General features: G+C 70.7%; 17 protein-coding genes. 7 read left to right on the plus strand and 10 right to left on the minus strand.

What is annotated here, in order from left to right; genetic code table 11:
- Nucleotides 1-196: 196 nt before the first annotated feature.
- Complete coding sequence (locus ABD823_RS29640) at nucleotides 197-1,489, plus strand: NsdA family TPR-like regulatory protein (protein WP_486352088.1); 1,293 nt, start codon at nucleotides 197-199, stop codon at nucleotides 1,487-1,489.
- Between the two features lie 100 nt (nucleotides 1,490-1,589).
- Here ABD823_RS29640 and ABD823_RS29645 read toward each other — a convergent pair whose 3' ends face one another.
- Nucleotides 1,590-2,705, minus strand: a complete 1,116-nt coding sequence (locus ABD823_RS29645) for a hypothetical protein (protein WP_344865373.1) — start codon at nucleotides 2,703-2,705, stop codon at nucleotides 1,590-1,592.
- A gap of 398 nt (nucleotides 2,706-3,103) precedes the next feature.
- On the opposite strand from ABD823_RS29645, the gene ABD823_RS29650 reads away from it, so the two are divergent.
- Nucleotides 3,104-3,394 (plus strand): hypothetical protein, encoded by a 291-nt coding sequence (locus ABD823_RS29650; protein ID WP_344865375.1) that lies wholly within the window; start codon nucleotides 3,104-3,106, stop codon nucleotides 3,392-3,394.
- Nucleotides 3,395-3,616: 222 nt separating this feature from the next.
- Nucleotides 3,617-4,015 (plus strand): hypothetical protein, encoded by a 399-nt coding sequence (locus tag ABD823_RS29655; RefSeq protein ID WP_344865377.1) that lies wholly within the window; start codon nucleotides 3,617-3,619, stop codon nucleotides 4,013-4,015.
- A 316-nt stretch (nucleotides 4,016-4,331) separates the two neighbouring features.
- Here ABD823_RS29655 and ABD823_RS29660 read toward each other — a convergent pair whose 3' ends face one another.
- Both ABD823_RS29660 and ABD823_RS29665 read right to left on the minus strand, forming a co-directional pair.
- Nucleotides 4,332-5,054: a VOC family protein gene (locus tag ABD823_RS29660; protein WP_344865379.1), complete on the minus strand. Its 723-nt coding sequence runs from the start codon at nucleotides 5,052-5,054 to the stop codon at nucleotides 4,332-4,334.
- A gap of 753 nt (nucleotides 5,055-5,807) precedes the next feature.
- Nucleotides 5,808-6,269, minus strand: a complete 462-nt coding sequence (locus ABD823_RS29665) for a DUF6210 family protein (RefSeq protein ID WP_344865380.1) — start codon at nucleotides 6,267-6,269, stop codon at nucleotides 5,808-5,810.
- Between the two features lie 400 nt (nucleotides 6,270-6,669).
- On the opposite strand from ABD823_RS29665, the gene ABD823_RS29670 reads away from it, so the two are divergent.
- Complete coding sequence (locus ABD823_RS29670; protein ID WP_344865381.1) at nucleotides 6,670-6,936, plus strand: hypothetical protein; 267 nt, start codon at nucleotides 6,670-6,672, stop codon at nucleotides 6,934-6,936.
- A gap of 309 nt (nucleotides 6,937-7,245) precedes the next feature.
- Here the strand turns inward: ABD823_RS29670 and ABD823_RS29675 are convergent, their stop codons facing one another.
- Nucleotides 7,246-7,755, minus strand: a complete 510-nt coding sequence (locus ABD823_RS29675) for a hypothetical protein (protein ID WP_344865382.1) — start codon at nucleotides 7,753-7,755, stop codon at nucleotides 7,246-7,248.
- Between the two features lie 263 nt (nucleotides 7,756-8,018).
- Here ABD823_RS29675 and ABD823_RS29680 point away from each other — a divergent pair, with 263 nt between their 5' ends.
- Nucleotides 8,019-11,129 (plus strand): ATP-binding protein, encoded by a 3,111-nt coding sequence (locus ABD823_RS29680; protein WP_344865383.1) that lies wholly within the window; start codon nucleotides 8,019-8,021, stop codon nucleotides 11,127-11,129.
- Nucleotides 11,130-11,176: 47 nt separating this feature from the next.
- Here the strand turns inward: ABD823_RS29680 and ABD823_RS29685 are convergent, their stop codons facing one another.
- From ABD823_RS29685 to ABD823_RS29700, 4 genes are all read right to left on the minus strand, one after another.
- Nucleotides 11,177-12,064: an ABC transporter permease gene (locus ABD823_RS29685; protein WP_344865384.1), complete on the minus strand. Its 888-nt coding sequence runs from the start codon at nucleotides 12,062-12,064 to the stop codon at nucleotides 11,177-11,179.
- Nucleotides 12,061-13,032: an ATP-binding cassette domain-containing protein gene (locus ABD823_RS29690; RefSeq protein WP_344865385.1), complete on the minus strand. Its 972-nt coding sequence runs from the start codon at nucleotides 13,030-13,032 to the stop codon at nucleotides 12,061-12,063. Before ABD823_RS29690 ends, ABD823_RS29685 begins: the two co-directional genes overlap by 4 nt.
- A 229-nt stretch (nucleotides 13,033-13,261) precedes the next feature.
- A complete protein-coding gene (locus tag ABD823_RS29695; RefSeq protein WP_344865386.1) occupies nucleotides 13,262-13,684 on the minus strand; it encodes a DNA-binding protein in 423 nt (140 codons plus the stop codon).
- A gap of 98 nt (nucleotides 13,685-13,782) precedes the next feature.
- Complete coding sequence (locus tag ABD823_RS29700; protein ID WP_344865388.1) at nucleotides 13,783-14,559, minus strand: alpha/beta fold hydrolase; 777 nt, start codon at nucleotides 14,557-14,559, stop codon at nucleotides 13,783-13,785.
- A 57-nt stretch (nucleotides 14,560-14,616) separates the two neighbouring features.
- Between ABD823_RS29700 and ABD823_RS29705 the strand changes: the two genes are divergently transcribed.
- The gene (locus ABD823_RS29705) at nucleotides 14,617-15,090 is read left to right on the plus strand and encodes a MarR family winged helix-turn-helix transcriptional regulator (RefSeq protein ID WP_344865390.1); all 474 of its coding nucleotides are present in this window, start codon (nucleotides 14,617-14,619) and stop codon (nucleotides 15,088-15,090) included.
- A 196-nt stretch (nucleotides 15,091-15,286) separates the two neighbouring features.
- Here ABD823_RS29705 and ABD823_RS29710 read toward each other — a convergent pair whose 3' ends face one another.
- Nucleotides 15,287-16,687 (minus strand): MFS transporter, encoded by a 1,401-nt coding sequence (locus ABD823_RS29710; RefSeq protein ID WP_344865392.1) that lies wholly within the window; start codon nucleotides 16,685-16,687, stop codon nucleotides 15,287-15,289.
- Between the two features lie 209 nt (nucleotides 16,688-16,896).
- Between ABD823_RS29710 and ABD823_RS29715 the strand changes: the two genes are divergently transcribed.
- Entirely contained in the window at nucleotides 16,897-18,711 is a 1,815-nt protein-coding gene (locus ABD823_RS29715; RefSeq protein ID WP_344865394.1) for an AMP-dependent synthetase/ligase, read from the plus strand.
- An 84-nt stretch (nucleotides 18,712-18,795) separates the two neighbouring features.
- Here ABD823_RS29715 and ABD823_RS29720 read toward each other — a convergent pair whose 3' ends face one another.
- The gene (locus ABD823_RS29720; RefSeq protein WP_344865396.1) at nucleotides 18,796-19,395 is read right to left on the minus strand and encodes a DUF1349 domain-containing protein; all 600 of its coding nucleotides are present in this window, start codon (nucleotides 19,393-19,395) and stop codon (nucleotides 18,796-18,798) included.
- Nucleotides 19,396-19,637: the final 242 nt, after the last annotated feature.

A 19,637-nucleotide genomic window follows, 5' to 3' on the forward strand; every position in this document is an offset into this window, starting at 1 on the left:
CGTGTCTCGCTGTTCTCGTCTGGCCGGGTCACCGTCGCCATCTCCTTGTTTGAACCGCGCTCCCTGCGGCGGAAGGCGGGCTGACGTACCGTGGTTGCTTGATGGCAAGTCCACCGGCAATTCCCGAATGGCAGGACCCCCGAATAGCCCCCCTTCTTTCCCCCTCTTGAGCCCCCAGCCGCGAGGAAGACCCGAGATGCCCGACAACATCCCGAACGTCCAACTCCGAGCATGGCGTAATGAGCACCGGCTCACTCGCGCCGATATGGCCGACCGAATCAACGCCACTCCGGCCGGTATAAAAGAACGCCTGAACTGTGACGAGGAGCGGATCCGGCGGTGGGAGGCGGGTGAGGTCTCCTGGCCGCACACGTCCTACCGGGTCGCCCTCACCCAGTTGACCGGCTTGCAGCCCGAGGCTCTGGGGTTCCGCCAGAACCGGCGCGGTCAGAGCCGCCTGATCGAGGCCACCGTGATGCCTCCTGCGGACGCGCTCCGGGCCGAGGCCGACCTGTACGGGACGATGGAGCTCGCCCAGCAGCTCCAGGCGTCCGACGTCGGGAACGGCACACTCGAAGCACTCGCCGAGGCCGTCGACCTGTTGTGCCGGGCCTACCCGGTCGTTCCCGCCGCCACGTTGCGCGACCGGACACAGAAGCGCCTCGCCCAGATCACTCGGCTCCTGTCCGGCCGGGTCACCCTGGACCAGCACCGGGAACTCCTGGTCATCACCGGATGGCTGACCGCGCTACTCGGGTGCGTGCATTACGACCTGGGTGAGCGGGAGGAGGCCGAGACCGCCCGCCGGGCCGCCTACGAGATGGGCCGCCAGGTCGGGCACGGCGAACTCATGGGCTGGGCCTACGAGATGTCCGCATGGTTCGCCCTCGTCGAAGGCCGCTACGAGGACGTGGTCACCTCCGCCCGCATGGGCCAGGCCGCCGCCGGCCAATCCAGCGCCATGGTCCAACTCACCCTGCAAGAGGCCCGCGGACTGGCCCGCATCGGCGACCGCCGCGAAGCCGACAAGGCCCTCACCCGAGGAGCCGACATCCTGGGCAGGCTCCCACTTCCGGACAACCCCGACCACCACTTCGTGTTCGACCACGCCAAATGGGTCTTCTACGCCGCCACCGCCTACACCTGGCTGGAGGACAACGACCGGGCCGAGGAACACGCACGGGAGACCATCCAGATGCACACCCGCCCGGACGGCACCTCCAACGCCCCCATGCGCGTCGCCGACGCCCACATCGACCTCGGCATCGTCCACGCCCGACGCGGAGACCTCGACGCCGCCGTGGAACAGGGCATGGCCGCCTTCGACATCGAGCGCAAGTCCCTCACCGATCTGGTCAACCGTGCCGCAGATCTGGACCGCGTCATCCGACAGCGTTACCGCCGCGAGGCCCTCGCCAAAGAGTTCCACGAGCGCTATGTGATCGCACGACAAGCATTGAATAATCGTCGCCCGGATCTCCTGGATTAAAGTACATCCCACCTGATCGATGATCACCAAAGCCTCGGAGACGAGTACTCCTCAAATCGAAAAGAGCGCGTTTCTCAAGGGGGATTTCCGCGCGACGGATTCAAGACTTACACGGCGAATCGATTATGCGGGCAAGGTCCAGGACGGTATAGCCCTCACGTGCGCTTTTCCAGAACAAGAGCGGCCCCTGTGCGGTCGCCGCACCCGTCTTGATCTCATTCCAAGTTTCACGGGCCTTGGCCATATCCGGAGACCCTATCAATGCGCTTTGCTTCGTGCACCGATCGTAAAGTTGAACGGCTGGCCCGAGTTGCCCGGCTCCCCAGGTGCCGGGAACCGAATTATCGCCGATGATGGTCGGAAGGCCGAGGAGAGTGATCCTGTCCCGGATCGGCACCATCTGAAGCATGGCGTCTCCGGGAACGGTGGTGCGTTCGGAGCCGTTCAGTCGCAGCAGGGCAACGTTCCGTATCCCGTAAGGCGGACCGGCATCTCCGACGCACCAGGTCGGCCCGCAGGTCAGATGCCCAAGGTCGTCCCCGCCGCTCACCTGGATCTCCTGACCGGTAACCAGATTGACCACGGTGCGTTCGCCCTCATCCCAGGCCCATGGCCAGGAAGTGACGCGGAGTCTCCTACCGGGGAGAACCTGCACGGGTTCGCCACCAGCCAACGGGACTCGCCATATTCCACCTTCGTAGTCCCACCATGCAGCGGTGTCGTCTGTGATCTCGAAGCCGAACACGTTCCGATTGCCGTTCCCCGGCAGTCTCGTCACCGCCCGCATCGGTCCACCGGTTCGGGGCATCGTCCACAGTTCCAGGTGGCGTCGGCCGCCGTTCGTCGCTCCCGGCGCATACCCCCGGACGAGCCATGCCACCTGTGTGGCGTTGACAGCCGTGTGCTGGATCTCGAAGCATCCACCGCACTCGGCCCACTCAGGTGCCCTCGCCAGCGTGCGCCGTCGCTCTGTCTTGACATTGAAGCCGATAAACGTGGGACGGTGCTCATGAGTCGTCATCAACAGCAACTCATCAGCGCTGAGCGACGCCACCGGTATCACCGTAACGTCGTTCTCCAGTTCGCGGGGTGCGGCGAGAACAGCCTCCGGCCACACATCACCGACCGGTGTCAGAGATGGCAGGACAGGCAGCGTATCGGGTCGTCCCGACGGCTCCTCAGCCGTACATCCCGTTGCCAGCATCAGGAAGACCATGGCCAGGACCGAACCTGACCGTCTCAATCCACATAAGGACTTCACAAGCCATCAGACGATCATTTGCAAGAAACGGTTCCGTGAACGCTCAGATCCCTGACGGGATCGTCCGCTCTCATCTGGCTCCTGCATTGCCGAATAGTTCTTATATGTATCAAGGCGGCGGCACGGCGCGCCGCCGCACGGCCCAGCGTCGCGGACCCCGGCCGCGCTGCGGCCTGGGGGCCGGTCACGGCCGGGGCCGCACTCGGGCCGCCCACCGACCGCCGGCCCCGCCGTACCCAACCAACCCGCCGCACTGGGCCGCACCGCCGCCTCGCTCGAATCAGCGCCACCCTCCTCAAGCTCAACTCAGAGGGCTGTCCTACGGGATCCTCCGGCCCATAGCATCGACACCTATGCTCCGGAACCTCTTTCTCACCGCAGGAACCCTCCTCATCTTCACCGGCCTCTACAAGATTGTGTTCTCTCCCCCCGGTCTCTACTGGAGCTATGGCGGCGGGAACGAAAGCTCTACACCTGCATCCTTTGCCTTGGTCGCGCTGAGCGAACCTGTTCTTCTCGTCTTCGGAGGTACTGGGATGATGCTTGGCGCCATCGCAGCAGCCATCACGCCTAATGGGAAAACCGCCTCCGGCAGGGGCCTCCGACTCCGGGATGATCATCAGCAGCACGAGCCGGGATCGTAAGGGCTGAGGTAGGGGCCTGCTCATCCCGTCCGCCATCGACCCGGGACAAGCCGAGCAGACCACGGGCCGGGGCGCCAGGTCGTTCGTCCAGTTGGGCGCTCCACCTGGCGCCCCGGCCCGTGCCCTGCTTCCCCTGCGGGCGGGTCGACGGCGGACGGGATGAGCAGGCGGGCGTGGCTTATGCAGGTGCATCGCTTGTCCCCGCCGTGTCACGATGGCGCCATGTTCGAGGTGATCAACTGGAGAGGTCACCTGCGGGTGAACAAGCAGGCCGGCGCCGAACGGGTGATCGCCAGGATGGGCGCGGCCCTGGGAGAGCCCTTTACTCTCCTATCCTATCAGCGGTACTGGAAGCTGCCCGACCTGGCCGAGGTACGACTGACCTCTCCACTCGGGGTGCAGGAACCACCAGAAGCCGTGTTCCGCACGATGCTCGCCGCCCAGAGAATCGCCAGCCCATGGTCCGTCACCTGCCACATGGTCGGCGACCGCCTTGACTTCGAAGGCATCGCCGCCAAGACGGTGAGTGCTCACTTCACCGTGCCCGGCGTCGAGTGGCTCCTGTTCTCTGTGACCGCCGGCGAGCCCACGCCCTGGCCCGAGCAGGAACAACCCGCATGATCCTCGGGCCATTGGCGGGCCATTAGCCAGGGTGACGAGGGGTCAACCACGGTCACTCGCGACCGGCCGAACGTCCAGCTCAGCCGCTCTACGAGGCATGATCGATACACTTCCCAAGCTGACAGCGCGGGTTCGATTCCCGTCACCCGCTCCATACACCGAGGCCCAGGTCAGGAAGGAAATCCCGACCCGGGCCTTGATCGCTTTCTGAGCCTGTTCTCACTCTCGTGCCAGATCCGTGCCCAGATCAGTTGATCTCGGCCCTGACGAGACGGCGGCGCACCGCGCGCGGCCCGGCGCCCCGGAATCCGTTCCGCTACCGCGGGGTCAGAACACAGAACTCACGGCCATCGGGATCGGCCATGACCACCCAGTCGACCTCGCCCTGACCGATGTCGATCGGCTTCGCCCCCAAGGAGACGAGACGGTCGACCTCCGCTTGCTGATCCCCGTCGGCGGGTGGAGCGAGGTCGAAGTGCAGCCGGCTCTTCCCGGTCTTCGGCATCAGCGGCGGACCGCCCCAGGTGATCTTCGGACCGCCGGACGGCGAGCGAATCGCGGTCTCCTGCTCCTGATCCCACACCAGCGGCCAGCCCAGCGCTTCGCTCCAGAAGTATCCGACCTTCTGCGAACCGTCACACGCAAGTGCTCCGACGAACCCGCAGTCGGCGAGGAAGCCGTTGTCCGGCTCGATGACGCAGAACTCGTTGCCCTCGGGGTCTGCGAGCACGACATGACCCTCCTCCGGGCGTTGACCGATGTCGATGTGCCGGGCGCCGAGCCCGAGCGACCTCGCCACCGTCTGCTGCTGATCCTCCAAGGACGTGCTCGTCAAATCGAAGTGCATGTGGTTCTGACCGACCTTCCGCTCCTGAGTCGGAAGAAACCGGATATGGAACCCGGTGTCATCGTTCGGCAGGAGCGCAATGCCGTCCTGATGGTCTGCTGCCGTCTCCCAGCCCAGGACACCGGCCCAGAAGCGTGCGAGACGGATCGGATCGTGCGCATCGAAGCAGAGCGCGACGAGATGACAGGTCATTCCGCTCCGCGCCTCCAATCTATTGGTCCCAAGCCGCAGGAAGGACGGGTCCTCCGCTTGAACCGCTCCGCCCGGAGGACTTCGGCCCGCCTCGACAGATCGCTCTCACCGGACGCACCGATCCCAGCGATCGACAGCCTCCGGCGCCGAGTCGGCTCGGGCACCTTCGACGGCCTCTGCCAACTCGGGATCAGTCCTCGCCAACCACAGAAGACGACACGCCCGGGTCGGCGACAGCCGACCCACCAGGTGGTGAAGCTCCTCATGCGCATGCCCGGCGCTCACGAGCACGAGCTTATGACGACGGCCCCGCTATCTGCAGTGGACGCCGAGTGCAAGCCCCTCGTCGCATGCCAGATCCGTGCCAGAACAGGCGGGAAGCCACAGTCCCTCAGGGGGGAGTCACGGTCAGCACGGGCAGCCGGAGCGCTCCCCCGCAGGTCAGCGTTTCCCAGTTCAACGACCGAGATCGCTAGAGACTTCCCAAGCTGACAGCGCGGGTTCGATTCCCGTCACCCGCTCCCAAGCTTCAAGGCCCAGGTCGGTCGGACGGAATCCCCGGACCCTGGGCCTTGATCGCTTCTGGAGCCTTCTCGATCTTCCGTGCAATTGACGTGCAATTAGCCCACGGGAGCGAGCGCCCCTGCCGAGCCGTCCTCATCGTCGCCGCCACGCTGCCCGAGCTTGCGGGCCGCACGCTGCACCTGCGGCCTGGGGGCCGTTCTCGCGCGCGCGCCCGCCGCTCGGACCGCGTCAGTCGGAGTTCGCCCACATCAACACCCCCGGGCCATCGGCTGTCACCACCGGGATCCACGCCTCGTCCAGGACCGCCAGTCGATCCTCATCCACCCGCAGCGCACAGTCGTACGGCCCCGGCCAGGAATGGTCATGGGGATCGTGCGTCAAGCCCTGCATCCCGATATCCGCCACAGCCGCACGCACACGCTCCAACACCCCCGGAGACCAGGTGAACCCCAAAACGCCGGTCCCATGTCCGCCCAATACGTTCTCGAAGACGTCGCGAAGCTCCGCAAGCACACCCGGACCGGGAAGGATCGGCATGATGAAGCCCTCCACATAGCCATGCAGGCAGGAGTAGCCGCCGTACTGGTTCCAATAGACCACACCGGTCGGAGCCCCGATCACCAGGTGAAGCCGATCCTCTGGCCCGCCGAGGTCCGAAGTGTCCAGATAGATGTACCGCTTGTCCGCCACTTCTCAAGTGTGACAACCGTGCCTCCGGCGGGGGCGCTCCGGCTCCGGGATGACCATCGCCGCCGGCCTGTCGGTGGCTGGGGTAGGGGCCTGATCATCCCGTCCGCCCTCGACCCGGGACAAGCCGAGCGGAGCAGGGCCAGGCGGTCAAGGTGGAGTGCTCCACCTTGACCGCCTGGCCCTGCTCCGCTTCCTCTGCGGACGGGGTGAGCAGGCGGGCGGGGTGTACGCAGGTGCATCACTTGTCCCCGCCGTGTCACGATGACGCCATGTTCGAGGTGATCAACTGGAGAGGTCACCTGCGGGTGAACAAGCAGGCCGGCGCCGAACGGGTGATCGTCAGGATGGGAGCGGCCCTGGGAGAGCCCTCACCCTCCTGTCCTACCAGCGTTACCGGAAGATGCCCGAGCTGGCCGAGGTACAACTGACCTCTCCGCTCGAGGTGCAGGAACCACAGGAAGCCGTGGTCCGCACGATGCTCGCCGCCCAGAAAATCGCCAGCCCATGGTCCGTCACCTGCCACATGATCGGCAACCGCCTTGACTTCGAAGGAGCCGCTGCCAAGACGGTGAGTGCTCACTTCACTGTGCCCGGCGTCGAGTGGCTCCTGTTCTCTGTGACCGCCGACAAGTCCACGCCCTGGCCCGAGCAGGAACAACCCGCATGATCCTCGTGCCATTAGCCAGGGTGACGAGGGGTCAACCACGGTCACTGATGACTGGCCGAACGCCCAGCTCAGGCGTCCTACGAGGCGTGATCGATGCACTTCCCAAGCTGACAGCGCGGGTTCGATTCCCGTCACCCGCTCCACTTCTCCCGGCCCTGATTCAGGTGTTTGATCAGGACTCTCAGCAAGGTCCGGGGATTCTCAATATGAGGATCATGCCCTGTCCCCAGTGACACGTGCCGGACCAAGCGGAGGCCGCCAGGGACGCATGCGACGGTCGAGGGGGTGACCCGGGCCACGGGTGGAGTCTCAGCGGAAGAGCCTCCCGCAGAACCCGGCAAAGGCTCGCCACGCCCGGCGGAACGGGCGCAGGAGCCATATGACGAGCCTCAGAAGCCGATCCAGGACCAGGAAGAGGAAGCCCATCAGAGCGTCTTGGGCACTGCTCCCGGTCTCGCCCAGGTTCAGTGACCGCAGAACCCAGCACCAGCCGCGGTGTCCTTGGACCCGGTACGCCACGAGACCGCCCGTGAGGAACAACGACGCCGGCACCGTGAGGATGAGGGCGAACAGCGGTCCCAGCGTGATGAAACCCGCCGTTCCCAACGCCGCGACTGCTCCCCACTGGAACGCCAGGCCCCAGAGAAGCGAGCCCATACCGCCCTCCGACCGGACGTGGCGCGCGAAGCACCGCTTCTCGTAGGTGCACACATCGGGAAGAGACGTGTCGAGGGGCACTCTGGGTCTGTCCGCGGGCTCTCCGGACCGTGCCGGCGCCGGGCCCTCCCTCCGGCTCAGCGGATGGATCTCATCGCTCATGACGACCGGTCTACCGGGATCGTCTTGCATCTCGATAGCAGATCACTTGATCACCCGCCACGGGGGAGCCGGCGGGAGCCCACCGGTTCGACAGCGCCGCCGGCCACTCGGCCGTCAGCGCGGCCGGGACTCCGCCTGACCGGAACACCGATCCGGGTGGCCGACGGTCCCGCGGTGTCGGCGGTGTCGCGGCGATGGCCCGGGTGGGCCGCCGGATCGTTCTCGAAACGGGGTGGATCCCCGGCGGAGCCTAGACTTGGGCCATGCCGATCGACCTGAGCCTGCTCGACGGTGTGCGGTGGCGGGGGCGGCCGCTGGTCGGTGAGAGGGCTCAGGCGCTGCTCGCCGCCCTCGCGCTCGCCGGCCGTGCCGTGAACGCGGACCGGCTCGCCGCGGAGGTGTGGGGGGACGACGAGCCGGTCAATCCGGCCAAGGCGCTGCAGGTCCTGGTCTCCCGGACCAGGTCGGTCGTGGGAGCGGAGGCGCTGGCCACGGAGGAGGGCGGCTACCGGCTCGAGGTTCCGCCCGACCGGGTCGACGCCGGCCGGCTGCACGCCCTGGCGGACCGGGCGCGGGCACTGCTCGCCGAGGATCCGGCCGCGGCCGCCGCGGCGGCGCAGGAGGCGCTCGCGCTGGGCACCGGAGCGCTGCCCCCGGAGGGCTGCGGCCCGCTGGCCGAGGTTCGCCGGCGCGCGGAAGGCGATCTGGCGTCCGCGCGGGTCGTGCTCGCCCGGGCCCGCAGCCGGAGCGGCGACCACGGCCCCGCCCTGGCCGGGCTGGAGGAGGCCGCGCTCCTCCACCCCGAGGACGAAGGGCTGCTCGCCGACCTCCTGCGCAGCGAGGCGGCGGTGCGCGGGACGGGCGCCGCGCTGGACCGCTTCGAGCGCTACCGGTCGCGGCTGCGCGACCGGATCGGCGCCGACGTCGGCGCGGAGCTGCGGCGGGTCCACCGCGAGCTGCTGGCGCTCGACAGCCCCGTGCGCGCCGGCGTGCGGTTCGACACGACCCCGCTGCTCGGCCGCGACGACGACCTGCGGCGGGTGCGGTCGCTGCTCGCCGCGTCCCGGGTGGTCTCGATCCTCGGTCCGGGCGGGCTCGGCAAGACCCGGCTGGCCCATGCCGTCGCCAGAGAGGCCCCGCAGCCGGTGGTGCACTTCGTCGAGCTGGTGGGCGTGACCGCGCCCGAGGACCTGGTCGGCGAGGTCGGCTCGGCCCTCGGCGTCCGCGACTCGGTGATCGGGCGCCGTACGCTCACCCCGCGGCAGCTCGCCGACATCCGAGCCCGGATCGCCCAGCAGCTCGACCCGGCCCCGACGCTGCTGGTGCTCGACAACTGCGAGCATCTGGTGGAGGCGGTCGCCGACCTGGTCGCCTATCTGGTCGCGACCACGCGGGAGCTGCGCGTCCTGACCACGACCCGCTCGCCGCTGGCGATCGCCGCCGAACGCGTCTACCCGCTGCCCCAGCTGGGCACCGGCGACGCCGTCGAACTGTTCCGCGACCGCGCGACCGCGGCCCGGCCCGGTGTGCGCCTCGACGAGGACGACGTGCGCGCCGTCGTGGCCCGCCTGGACGGTCTGCCGCTCGCGATCGAGCTGGCCGCCGCGAAGGTGCGGGTGATGTCACCGGCCGAGATCGCCCGCCGGTTGGAGGACAGGTTCGCGCTGCTGCGCGGCGGCGACCGGAGCGCCCCCTCCCGGCACCGGACGCTGCTGGCGGTGATCGACTGGTCGTGGAACCTCCTCGGCGAGCGGGAACGCCGGACCCTGCGCCGCCTGTCGGCCTTCCCGGACGGCTTCGCCCTCGACGCGGCGGAGGAGGTGATCGGCGACGGCGCCCTCGGCGACATCACCGAGCTCGTGGAGCAGTCCCTGCTCACTGTGGTGGAGACGGCCGGCGGCGTCCGGTACCGCATGCTCGAGACGGTGCGCGAGTTCGGCCGGATGCGGCTGGAGGAGGCCGGCGAGACCGCCGGAGCGTGGGCCGCCGTGCGCGCGTGGGCCGTCCGTTACGCGGACCGGCACGGCGCCCGGCTGTACTCGCCGGAGCAGGTCGACGCGGCGGACCGGATCCGTGCGGAGGAGACGAACCTCGCCGACGTCCTGCGCGAGGCCCTCGCCGACCCCGACCCGGAGGCGGTGGTGGTGCTCTTCTCCGCGCTGGGCGGTTACTGGACGATCCGCGGGGACCACCCGCGCAGCATCGTCCTCACCCCGGCCGTCGCCGCCGCCCTGACCGGCTGGGCGCCGCCGCCCCGGCTCCTCGACCGGACCCGGGTGGCCCTGAGCCTCGCGCTGCTCAACACCGTCGTCGTCTCCTTCGAGGAGACCGGGGCGCTGGCACGGATGCTGTCCGAGCTGGGCGCCGACTCGGCGAACCCGGCCGTCCGGGCGCTGGTGACCGTGATGCTCACCATGCTGGCGGACCCCTATGGCGGTCTCGACGGGCTGTCCGCCGACCCCGACCCGCGGGTCCGCTGGATCGCGCTGCACTTCCTGAGCCACGGCCGGGAGAACGCCGGTGACCCGGTCGGCGCGGTCGAGGCGGCCCGGGCCGCCCTCGAGCTCGCCGACGAGGACGGCGGTCCCTGGAACCGGGCGGCCCTGCACACCCAGCTGGCCAGCCTGTACGCCAACTCCGGCGACTTCGCCCCGGCCGTCCGGCACGCCGCCGAGGCGCTCCCGGTGCTCGAACGCCTCGGCGCGGTGGAGGACGCCGTCCAGATCCGCGCCGCCCTCGCCATGGCGGCACTCGCCAAGGGCCTCCGTGACGAGGCCGCGCGGATGATCGACGACCTGGAGTCGCTCGCCTCCCGGAGCACCTACGGCGAGATCCTGTCGGTCACCGTCGCCAGAGCCCAGCTGGCCCTCGTCGACGGTGACATCGCCGAGGGGCTGCGACGGCACCGGGAGGCCGCCGAACTGATCCAGGACCTGCGCGTCCCGCATGCGCCGGACGGTTTCACACCGTGGGCCATCGTGGGCGAGGCCTTCGCGCTCTCGGCGTTCGCGCAGTACGGCGAGGGCGACGACGGCGCGGACCTCTTCGCGTCGCTGCGGGCCAAGGTCCTGGTCGTGCTCGGCCCGGACCATGAGTTCAGGGACTACCCGGTGGTGGGGATGGTGCTCGCCGGGCTGGGCGTCTGGGGCCTGCTGAAGGAGGCGATGCCCACCGACGACGCGGTCCGGCTGCTCGTGCTCGCCGACCGGTTCGCCTACAACCGGTTCACCCCGACGATGCAGTGGCCGGTGCTGTCCGCGCACGCCGAGCGCCTCGCCCCCGGCGCCATGTCCAGGATCGAGGCCGAGTACGGCGGGCGGCGCGGTCCCGACCTGCTGGCCGAGACCCGCGCCGTCCTGGAGCGGATGGGCTGACGCCGCCACATCGTGCGGGAGTGCGGCCGCATCGTGCGGGAGTGCGGTCACATCTTGCGGGAGTACGAGCGGACCGCCAGCGGGGCGAAGACCGCGATGACGACCACGCAGCCGACGACCGCCCAGCCGACCTCGGCCGTCACGGCCCCGTCGTTGAACAGGTCGCGCACCGCGGAGACGACGTGCGAGACCGGGTTGACCTTCACGAACGCCTCCAGCCAGCCGGGCAGCGTCTCGGCGGGGACGAAGGCGTTGGACAGGAAGGTGAGCGGGAACATGATCATCATCGAGATGCCCTGGACGCTCTGCGCCGAACGCGCCATCGCGCCCAGCCAGGTGAAGATCCACGCCAGTGACCAGCCGGCGAACACGGTGAGGAGGACGCCGCCGACGCAGCCGAGCACACCCCCGCCGGGGCGGTACCCGATCGCCAGGCCGGTGACGAGCGTCAGCACCGACGCGACGCCGTACCGGATCAGGTCGGCGATCATCGGGCCGGCCAGGGGGGCGATCCTCGCGATCGGCAGGGACTTGAAGCGGTCGAAGACCCCCTTGTCCATGTCCTCGCGGAGCTGCACGCCGGTCGCCATGCAGACGGTCAGGGCCGTCTGGGCGAGGATGCCGGGGATCAGCACCGGGAGGTAGTCCGCCACGCTGCCGGAGATCGCGCCGCCGAAGATGAACGCGAACATCGCGGTGAACAGCAGCGGCTGGACGAGGACGTCGAAGAACTGCTCGGGCTTGCGGCGCATCTTCTTCAGGGCGCGCCACGCCATCGCCAGGGTCTGGACCCGCGTCTCCTGGAGCGAGGTGTGGGACGTGGTGCGGGCGACCGCGGCGGACGGGTCGACGCCCCGGGGGCCGGAAGCGGCCGGGGCCGTCGGGGTCGTCGGGGTCGTCGGGGTCGTCGGGGTCACAGCGTTCGCGGTGGTCATCGGGCCGCCTCCATCCGGGGTTCGTCGTCGGCGCCGTGGCCGGTCAGCGCCAGGAAGACCTCGTCCAGCGTCGGCTTGGCGACGCTCACCGAGGAGATGCCGAGGCCCGCCTCCCGCAGGCCGATCAGGACGTCCGCGGCCCGGTTCGGGTCGGGGAGGGGGACGTTCATGCGCCCCGACTCCGGGGTCAGGACCGGGTCCTCGCCCAGCAACCGGCGGACGACGTCCACGGCCAGGGCGGTGTCGGAGCCGTCGGCGAGACCGAGCTGCAGGGTCGAGTCGCCGACCTGGGTCTTCAGGGCGTCGGGGGTGTCCTCGGCGACCTTCCGGCCTCGGTCGATCACGGCCACGCGGTCGGCCAGCTGGTCGGCCTCGTCCAGGTACTGGGTGGTGAGGAGGATCGTGGAGCCGTCGGTGACCAGCTCGCGGATGGTGTCCCACATCTGGCCCCGGGTCCTCGGGTCGAGGCCGGTCGTGGGCTCGTCCAGGAAGATCAGGGGCGGGCGGGTGATCAGGCTCGACGCGAGGTCCAGGCGGCGGCGCATGCCGCCGCTGAACTGGGACAGCGGACGGTCGGCCGCCTCCTCGAGGCCGAAGCGTCCGAGCAGGTCGGCGGCGACGCTCCTGGCCCGGGTGCCGGCCAGGCCCTGCAGGCGGGCGAAGAGCCAGAGGTTCTCCCGGGCGGTCAGGTCCTCGTCCACCGAGGCGTACTGGCCGGTGACGCCCACCAGCTGCCGGATGCGGTGGGGTTCCCGCCGGACGTCGACGCCGAAGACCTCCGCGTGGCCGCCGTCGATCGGGAGCAGGGTGGCGAGCATCCGGAGCGTGGTGGTCTTGCCCGCCCCGTTGGGGCCCAGGACTCCGAAGATCTCGCCCTGCCGTACGTGGAGGTCGATGCCGTCCACGGCCCGGAAGTCCCCGAAGTCCTTGACCAGCCCGTCGGCCCGGACGGCGCTGAGGTCCGCCATGACGCGTCTCCTCTCTCCGCCGGGTGTCTCCCGGCGTCCGAGAAGAGCTTCCGCGCCATCGGCTTCGCCGCGGCTTCACCACGGTTTCATCCGTGACCCGGCGGTTTCAGCGGCTCCGGTGTCCTCCGCCGCGGCGCCTGCCTCCGGTGCACGCCGCCCGGCGGCTGTGACCGGGAGGGCGGAGACGGGGCGCTCCCGCCCTGCGGGACCCCCGTCTCCGCAGGGCGGGCTACGCCCGGTCCGCCTCCACGCGGCCGGCCAGCCGTTCATGGCGCTGCCGCGCGGCCTGGGCGGTGCCGAGTCCCAGACCGAAGGCGATCTCCTGCCAGGTGAGGCCCCGGCCTCGCGCCATGAGCAGCAGCGAGGCCTCCAGCTGGTCCATCTCGGCCCGCATGAGCGGGATGAGGGTGAGCGCGGCGGTGATGTCGGCCCGGTCCACCTCCGGCTCGCCGTCATCGTGCTGCACCGCCCCTCCGGCGAGCAGCGACACCAGCCTGACGGCCTCGTGGGCGCCGAGGGTCTGCGGGTGGACCTGGCGGTCGCGCTGCTCCCTCGTCGCGGCGTGCCGCTCCGCGATGCGGGTGAGGGCGGCGTACACCCGGTGCGCCCGGGCCTGGTCGGGGTCCGGCGGAGCGAACAGGTCTTCTGCCATGCACCAAGGATGGCCGAATAAATATATTGTTGTCAACGTTTCGTTTAAGTCATCGCACCGGGATCCCTGCCCGCGGGCCGCGCAGGGCGGCCTGCGGGTCACAGAGCGCGCAGGAACTCTCCGAGGATCCGGTTGAAGTCGGCGGGGCGTTCCACGTTGGGGTAGTGGGCGGCCCCTTCGACGCAGAGCGCGCGGCCGTGCGCGACGGTGGCGGCGAGGCGCTCGGCCATGCCGATGTGGTCGGGCGAGTCCAGCGCGCCGTTGACGGCCAGCACGGGGACGTCTATCCCCGCCGCGCGGGCCCAGGTGTCGGCCACCGGGACGAGCAGGTCGGGCTCGCCGGCGCTGTGCTTGGACATGGTGCCGGTGGCCATCTCGCGCAGCCGGCGCACGACCTCGGGGTCGAGGTCGTCGGGGGTGCGGTGCGGGCCCGCGGCGAAGACCATGAACCCCTCGACCGAGGCCGCCAGGTCGCCGGCCGCCATCGCGGAGTGCCAGGCGGCCAGGTTCCGGGTGGTCCAGGGGTCGGTGAAGTACGGCTCGCTGGTCCCGGCGCCGCCGACCACCAGTGCGCTCACCAGCTCCGGGTGCTCCAGCGCGGTGTCGACCGCGGTGGCGGCGCCCATGGACACCCCGACCAGGACGGCGGGCCCGGTGCCGAGGTGGCGCAGCAGCGCGGCGAGGTCGTCGGTGTGGCGGAACGGCTCGGTCGCGTTGGCGGAACGGCCGTGGCCGCGGGCGTCGGGCACGATGACGCGGTGATGCGGGGCGAAGACCGGGATCTGGTCGGCCCACATGCCGTGGTCGAGGAAGCCGCCGTGCAGCAGGACGAGGGGGCGGCCGGTGCCGGTGTCGATCCAGAACATGTCCTTCATGACAACCAAGGTGTCATGTTCTCCATGAAATGACAACCCAGGTGTCATAATGGCGGGATGAGCGAGACGGAGAAGAGCCTGGCGCCCGGGGAACTGGCCGACCGGCTGGCCGAGGTGTTCGACCTGGTGGGGCCGGTGTACCGGCGCGCCCAGCGCAGGGTGGAACAGGACGTGCCCGGCGAGGGCCTGTCGGTCGGGGTGCGGGCGGTGCTGAACATGCTCCGCGAGCACGGGCCCATGACCGTCCCGCAGATGGGCCGGGCACAGGCGCTCAGCCGCCAGTTCGTCCAGCGGATGGTCAACGAGGCGGCCGCGCGGCACCTGGCCGAGCCGGTCCCCAACCCGGCGCACAAGAGGTCCTCGCTCATCCGGCTGACCCCGGAGGGCCGCGCCCTCATCGACGCCGTGGCCGAGCGCGAGCGCGCGGTGCTGAGCCGGGCCGGCGGCGAACTGACCGCCGCCGACCTGGACGGCTGCGTCCGGGTGCTCTCGCACCTCCTCCGGTTCCTCGACGACGTCGACATGGACTGACGGTCCGCCCGGGACCATCCGCGGGGCCTCCGCGGATGGTCCCGGGCCGCATGGGCCTCCGCGGATGCCCCCGCGGGCCGGTCATGCGGTGGCGGGACCGGCCCGCGCCGGATCGGGACCGCCCCGCAGGTGGGAGCGTCCCGGCGGTGGGAGCGTCCCGGCGGCGGGAGCGCCGAGGCCGATCCGGTGGCTTCCGTCAGGCGGCGGGCGGGTCGAGCGGGTGGGCGATCTCGTCGGCCGCCATCCGCCCGGCGAGCACGGCGGCCACCGCGAGGACCGGCGGGACGACCCCCGCGGCGGTGAAGATGACGGGGGTCGGCACCACCGTGGACAGCGGGCCCGCCACCGCGATGGACAGCGGCATCAGCGCGATGGAGACGAAGAAGTCGAGGCTCGACACGCGCCCGAGCATGGCCGGCGGGACCCGCCGCTGCAGGAGGGTCCCCCAGATGACCATGCCCGCCCCGTTGCTGAAGCCGATGAGGAACATCCCCGCGGCCATGACCCAGAACGAGGTGACGTGGCCGATTACGACCAGCGGGAGGTTCCCCGCTCCCCAGCCGATGACCATGACGGTCAGGTAGCGCCGCGGCAGCCGCCACGACGAGACCACCAGCGACCCGACCGCCCCGCCGGCCCCGAACGCGGTGAGGAGCAGCCCGAACATCCGCTCCCCGTCGGCGAACCGCTCCCGCGCGATGAACGGCAGCAGCACCTCGATCGGCCCCATGACCACCAGCAGCATCAGGCAGGCGAACAGCAGCGTCCACAGCAACCAGGGCGTGCGCAGCGTGAACACGAAGCCTTCGCGCATGTCCGCCAGCGCGCCCGGCCGTTCCCCTCCGGCCTCGCCGGCGTGCTCCGCTCGGGGTTCCGGGCGCAGGAAGAGCAGCAGGGCCAGCGCGCCCGCGTGGAGCGCGGCCGTGGCGGCCGCCCCCGCGGCGGGGACGAGGGCACCGACGACCATGCCGCCGAGCGCGGGACCGAGCGCCTGCTGCAGGGTCGGCCGCAGGGCTCCTTCCAGCCCGTTGGCGGCCAGCAGTTCGTCCGGTCGCAGGATGGCCGGGAGGTAGGCGCTGTAGGCGGGGAAGAAGAACGCGCTCCCCGCACCGAGCAGCGCGGCGGCGACGGCCATGTGCCAGAGCCGGATCGCGTCCGCGAACGCGAGCGCGGACACCGCCGCCACGGCCAGCAGGTTCACCGCCTGGACGGTGATGATCACCGAACGCTTGGGGACGCGGTCGGCGACGACACCGCCCACCAGCACGAAGGCCAGCAGGCCGCCGCTGAGGCACGCGGCGACCGCGGACAGCGCGGTCGGCCTGTCGTCGATGGCCATCACCTGGAAGACCATCACGACCGCCCACATCCCGTTGCCGAACATCGACAACCCGGTCGCGCCGATGAGCAGCCGGTAGTCGCGGTTGCGCAGCGGGGCCAGCGCACGCCACCGGACGGCCCGGGCGGGGGCGGTCCCGAGGGCGTCTCCCGGGGCCGCCCCGGACCCGGCGGCGGACCCGGCGGCGGACCCGGCCCCGGACCCGGCGGCGGATCCGGCGGCGGGAACGGCCTCGGGAAGAGGGCCGGCGTCGCTCATACGTGCTCTCCTCGGAGGTGCGGACGGATGGCGGGCGGGATCGGCGCGTCGCCCGGAGCCGGCCCGGGCCGAATCTAACAACCGGCACCGACATCGCCCGGCAGGAAGGCGCTCCACCGGCCCGGCGGGGTCCCGGACGGGTCCGGCTGCTCCCCGTCCGGGGACCACCGTCCCCGGCCCGCCGCCCGGAGACGGATGAGGCTGGAGATATGGGGCATTTCACTGAAGTGAACGAGTGGCGGACGCCTGCGGACCCCGGTGCGGAGATCCGGGAGACGGACACGGCGCTGGACGACCTCTTCGACCGGGCCGCCCGGTGGCCGGACCGTTCCGCGGTGAGCCGCAAGGTGGCGGGCGTCTGGACGCCGCTCTCCTGGCGGGAGGTCGCCGACGAGGTCGTGGCCTTGGCCCGGGGGCTGATCGCCGCGGGGGTCGGTCCCGGGGACCGGGTGGCGGTGATGTCGGCGACCCGGCTGGAATGGACGCTGTGCGACCTCGCCGTCTGGGCCGCGGGAGCGGTGACCGTGCCGATCTACGAGACCTCCTCGCCGGACCAGGTCGGCTGGATCCTCGCCGACTCGGGGGCCGTGGCGGTGTTCGCCGGCGACGACAGGTGCGACGCCGTCGTACGGCGGGCCGTGACGGCCGACGTGCGGCGGGTGTGGCACATGGACCGGCTCGGCGAGGTGGCCGAGGAGGGCGGGGCGGTCCCCGCCGCCGAGGTCGAGGCCCGCCGCCGGAGCCTGACCGCCGGGGACCTCGCCACCATCGTCTACACCTCCGGCACCACCGGCCCCGCGAAGGGATGCATGATCACCCACGCCAACCTGGTGGCGGAGGTGCGCAACGTGACGCGCGTCGCCGGAGTCGGCGAGCTGGTCCTGCACGAGGACGCCTCGGTGCTGCTGTTCCTGCCGCTGGCCCACATCTTCGCGCGCGTCGTCCTGCTGGCCGCCCTGCACCGCGGCACGCTCGTCGGCTACGGCACCGGGGTTAAGGACCTGACGGCCGACCTGCGGGACTTCCGGCCCACGCTGCTGCTCATCGTGCCGCGGGTGCTGGAGAAGGCATACAACGCCGCGCTGCTCAAAGCCCAGGGCGAGGGTCACGGCAGGTTGTTCGCGATGGCCGACGCCACGGCCGTGGCCTACAGCCGGGCGCTCGACCGCGGCCGCCCGGGCCCGCTGCTGCGCCTGCGGCGGGCGGTGTTCGACCGGCTGGTCTACCGAAAGCTGCGCGCCGCCCTGGGCGGCCGGGCCCGCCACGCGGTCAGCGGCGCCGCCCCCCTCGGCGTCCACCTCGGCCATTTCATGCGCGGTGCCGGGATCACCGTGGTGGAGGGCTGGGGACTGACGGAGAGCACGTCCGGGCACACGATCAACCCTCCCTCCGGGCCGCGGATCGGCACCGTGGGCCCGCCGCTGCCCGGCTACGCCGTACGGGTGGCGGACGACGGAGAGCTCCTGGTCAAGGGGGCGAACGTGTTCCGGGGCTACTGGCGCGACCAGGAGGCCACCGCCGCGGCCTTCGACTCCGACGGCTGGCTGCGCACCGGTGACCTCGGTGAGGTGGACGCCGACGGGTTCGTGCGCGTCACCGGCCGCAAGAAGGAGATCATCGTCACCGCCTCCGGCAAGAACGTCGCCCCGGCGGTCATCGAGGACCGCCTGCGCGCCCACTGGCTCGTCGACCAGTGCGTCGTCGTCGGGGACGGCCGGCCGTACGTGGGCGCTCTGATCACGGTGGACCCGGAGGTCTTCCCCCGCTGGAAGCGGGACCACGGCAAGCCGCCGGAGGCGGGCCTCGCCGACCTGCGGGACGACCCCGACCTGCTGCGCACGCTCCAGGAGGCCGTCGACACGGCCAACCGCGCGGTGTCGCGCGCCGAGGCGGTCAAGCGCTTCCGGCTCCTGGACGCGGTCTTCGCCGTCGGCCGGGAACTGACCCCCACGCAGAAGGTCCGGCGCCACTACGTGCTGGACAGGTACGCCCACGAGGTGGACGCCCTCTACGGCCCCGCCTGACCCGCACGTCTCCGGACCCCGCCGGTACGGTCCGCGCCGGCCGCCCACGGGCGCGCAGCCGTTCGCGGTACGGCGTGCCGCGGGTCACTCGCCGGTGCGCAGCCCTTCCAGGCGCCCGGCGCGGAAGCGGATCTCCTCGAACCGGACGGCGCAGCCCTCACCGGTGGGGCTCTGCGCGAGGAAGCCGCACTCGGGGTCCCCGTCGAGCGCGAAGTACCTGACGAGGTGCCAGAAGCCGGTCCCGAGGTCGGCGTGGAAGGCGAAGGCCGTGCCGAGGCGGGAGATCCGCAGCCGGACGTCGCCGCTCTCCGCCGGGAGGGAGTTGCAGTCGTCGGACACCCCCCGGGTGACGACCGAGACGATCGTCGGAGTGCCCTGCGGGGAGAGCTCCAGGCAGAGCTTGGCCCAGTGGTCGGCGTCGCCGTACAGCAGCAGGACGCCGGCGTCGTAGGTGGACCGGGCGTCGAGCCGGACCCGCGCGCTGAGCGTGAAGTCCCCGGTGAACCGGCCGACGAGGGCGGGGGCGTTCGCGAAGCGGTCCGGGCCGCCGGGATCGGAGAACAGGTCGGTACGGGCACCCGCGTCGGCGACGATGGTGTCCTCGCCTGCGACGCTCCAGTTCTCGGGCCGGTTCAGCGGGCGCAGCGGGACGGGTACGGCGGGCAGGGCGACGGTCTCGTCCACGGGGTTCCTCCTGACAGGAGCAGGCCGGTGCGGCAGACAATGATCATGGCAGAGAGGAGCGCCCGGCGGGACCCCCGCGGGAGCCGTACTCCCGCGGCGGGGATTCCGCGGAAAAACTTCCGATCCCGCTGTAACAAAGCCGAGCGGTCGTGACTCTCATCTTGCGAACGGCACACCGAGAACGGCACACCGAGAGGATCGGAAAATGAGCGACTTCGTGGCGAGCGACTACATCGACTACG

The sequence above is a fragment of the Planomonospora alba genome (genome assembly GCF_039534085.1).
In the GTDB taxonomy this organism is placed as follows: domain Bacteria; phylum Actinomycetota; class Actinomycetes; order Streptosporangiales; family Streptosporangiaceae; genus Planomonospora_B; species Planomonospora_B alba.

What these genes read in the sequence shown, in the direction of transcription:
- ABD823_RS29690 (WP_344865385.1), bottom strand. Translation starts at nt 13,032, where the DNA reads ATGGCGGACCTCAGCGCCGTCCGGGCCGACGGGCTGGTCAAGGACTTC.
- ABD823_RS29645 (WP_344865373.1), bottom strand. Translation starts at nt 2,705, where the DNA reads ATGGTCTTCCTGATGCTGGCAACGGGATGTACGGCTGAGGAGCCGTCG.
- ABD823_RS29670 (WP_344865381.1), top strand. Translation starts at nt 6,670, where the DNA reads ATGCCCGAGCTGGCCGAGGTACAACTGACCTCTCCGCTCGAGGTGCAG.
- ABD823_RS29705 (WP_344865390.1), top strand. Translation starts at nt 14,617, where the DNA reads ATGAGCGAGACGGAGAAGAGCCTGGCGCCCGGGGAACTGGCCGACCGG.
- ABD823_RS29695 (WP_344865386.1), bottom strand. Translation starts at nt 13,684, where the DNA reads ATGGCAGAAGACCTGTTCGCTCCGCCGGACCCCGACCAGGCCCGGGCG.
- ABD823_RS29710 (WP_344865392.1), bottom strand. Translation starts at nt 16,687, where the DNA reads ATGAGCGACGCCGGCCCTCTTCCCGAGGCCGTTCCCGCCGCCGGATCC.
- ABD823_RS29655 (WP_344865377.1), top strand. Translation starts at nt 3,617, where the DNA reads ATGTTCGAGGTGATCAACTGGAGAGGTCACCTGCGGGTGAACAAGCAG.
- ABD823_RS29675 (WP_344865382.1), bottom strand. Translation starts at nt 7,755, where the DNA reads ATGAGCGATGAGATCCATCCGCTGAGCCGGAGGGAGGGCCCGGCGCCG.
- ABD823_RS29650 (WP_344865375.1), top strand. Translation starts at nt 3,104, where the DNA reads ATGCTCCGGAACCTCTTTCTCACCGCAGGAACCCTCCTCATCTTCACC.
- ABD823_RS29685 (WP_344865384.1), bottom strand. Translation starts at nt 12,064, where the DNA reads ATGACCACCGCGAACGCTGTGACCCCGACGACCCCGACGACCCCGACG.
- ABD823_RS29700 (WP_344865388.1), bottom strand. Translation starts at nt 14,559, where the DNA reads ATGAAGGACATGTTCTGGATCGACACCGGCACCGGCCGCCCCCTCGTC.
- ABD823_RS29640 (WP_486352088.1), top strand. Translation starts at nt 197, where the DNA reads ATGCCCGACAACATCCCGAACGTCCAACTCCGAGCATGGCGTAATGAG.
- ABD823_RS29715 (WP_344865394.1), top strand. Translation starts at nt 16,897, where the DNA reads ATGGGGCATTTCACTGAAGTGAACGAGTGGCGGACGCCTGCGGACCCC.
- ABD823_RS29660 (WP_344865379.1), bottom strand. Translation starts at nt 5,054, where the DNA reads ATGACCTGTCATCTCGTCGCGCTCTGCTTCGATGCGCACGATCCGATC.
- ABD823_RS29680 (WP_344865383.1), top strand. Translation starts at nt 8,019, where the DNA reads ATGCCGATCGACCTGAGCCTGCTCGACGGTGTGCGGTGGCGGGGGCGG.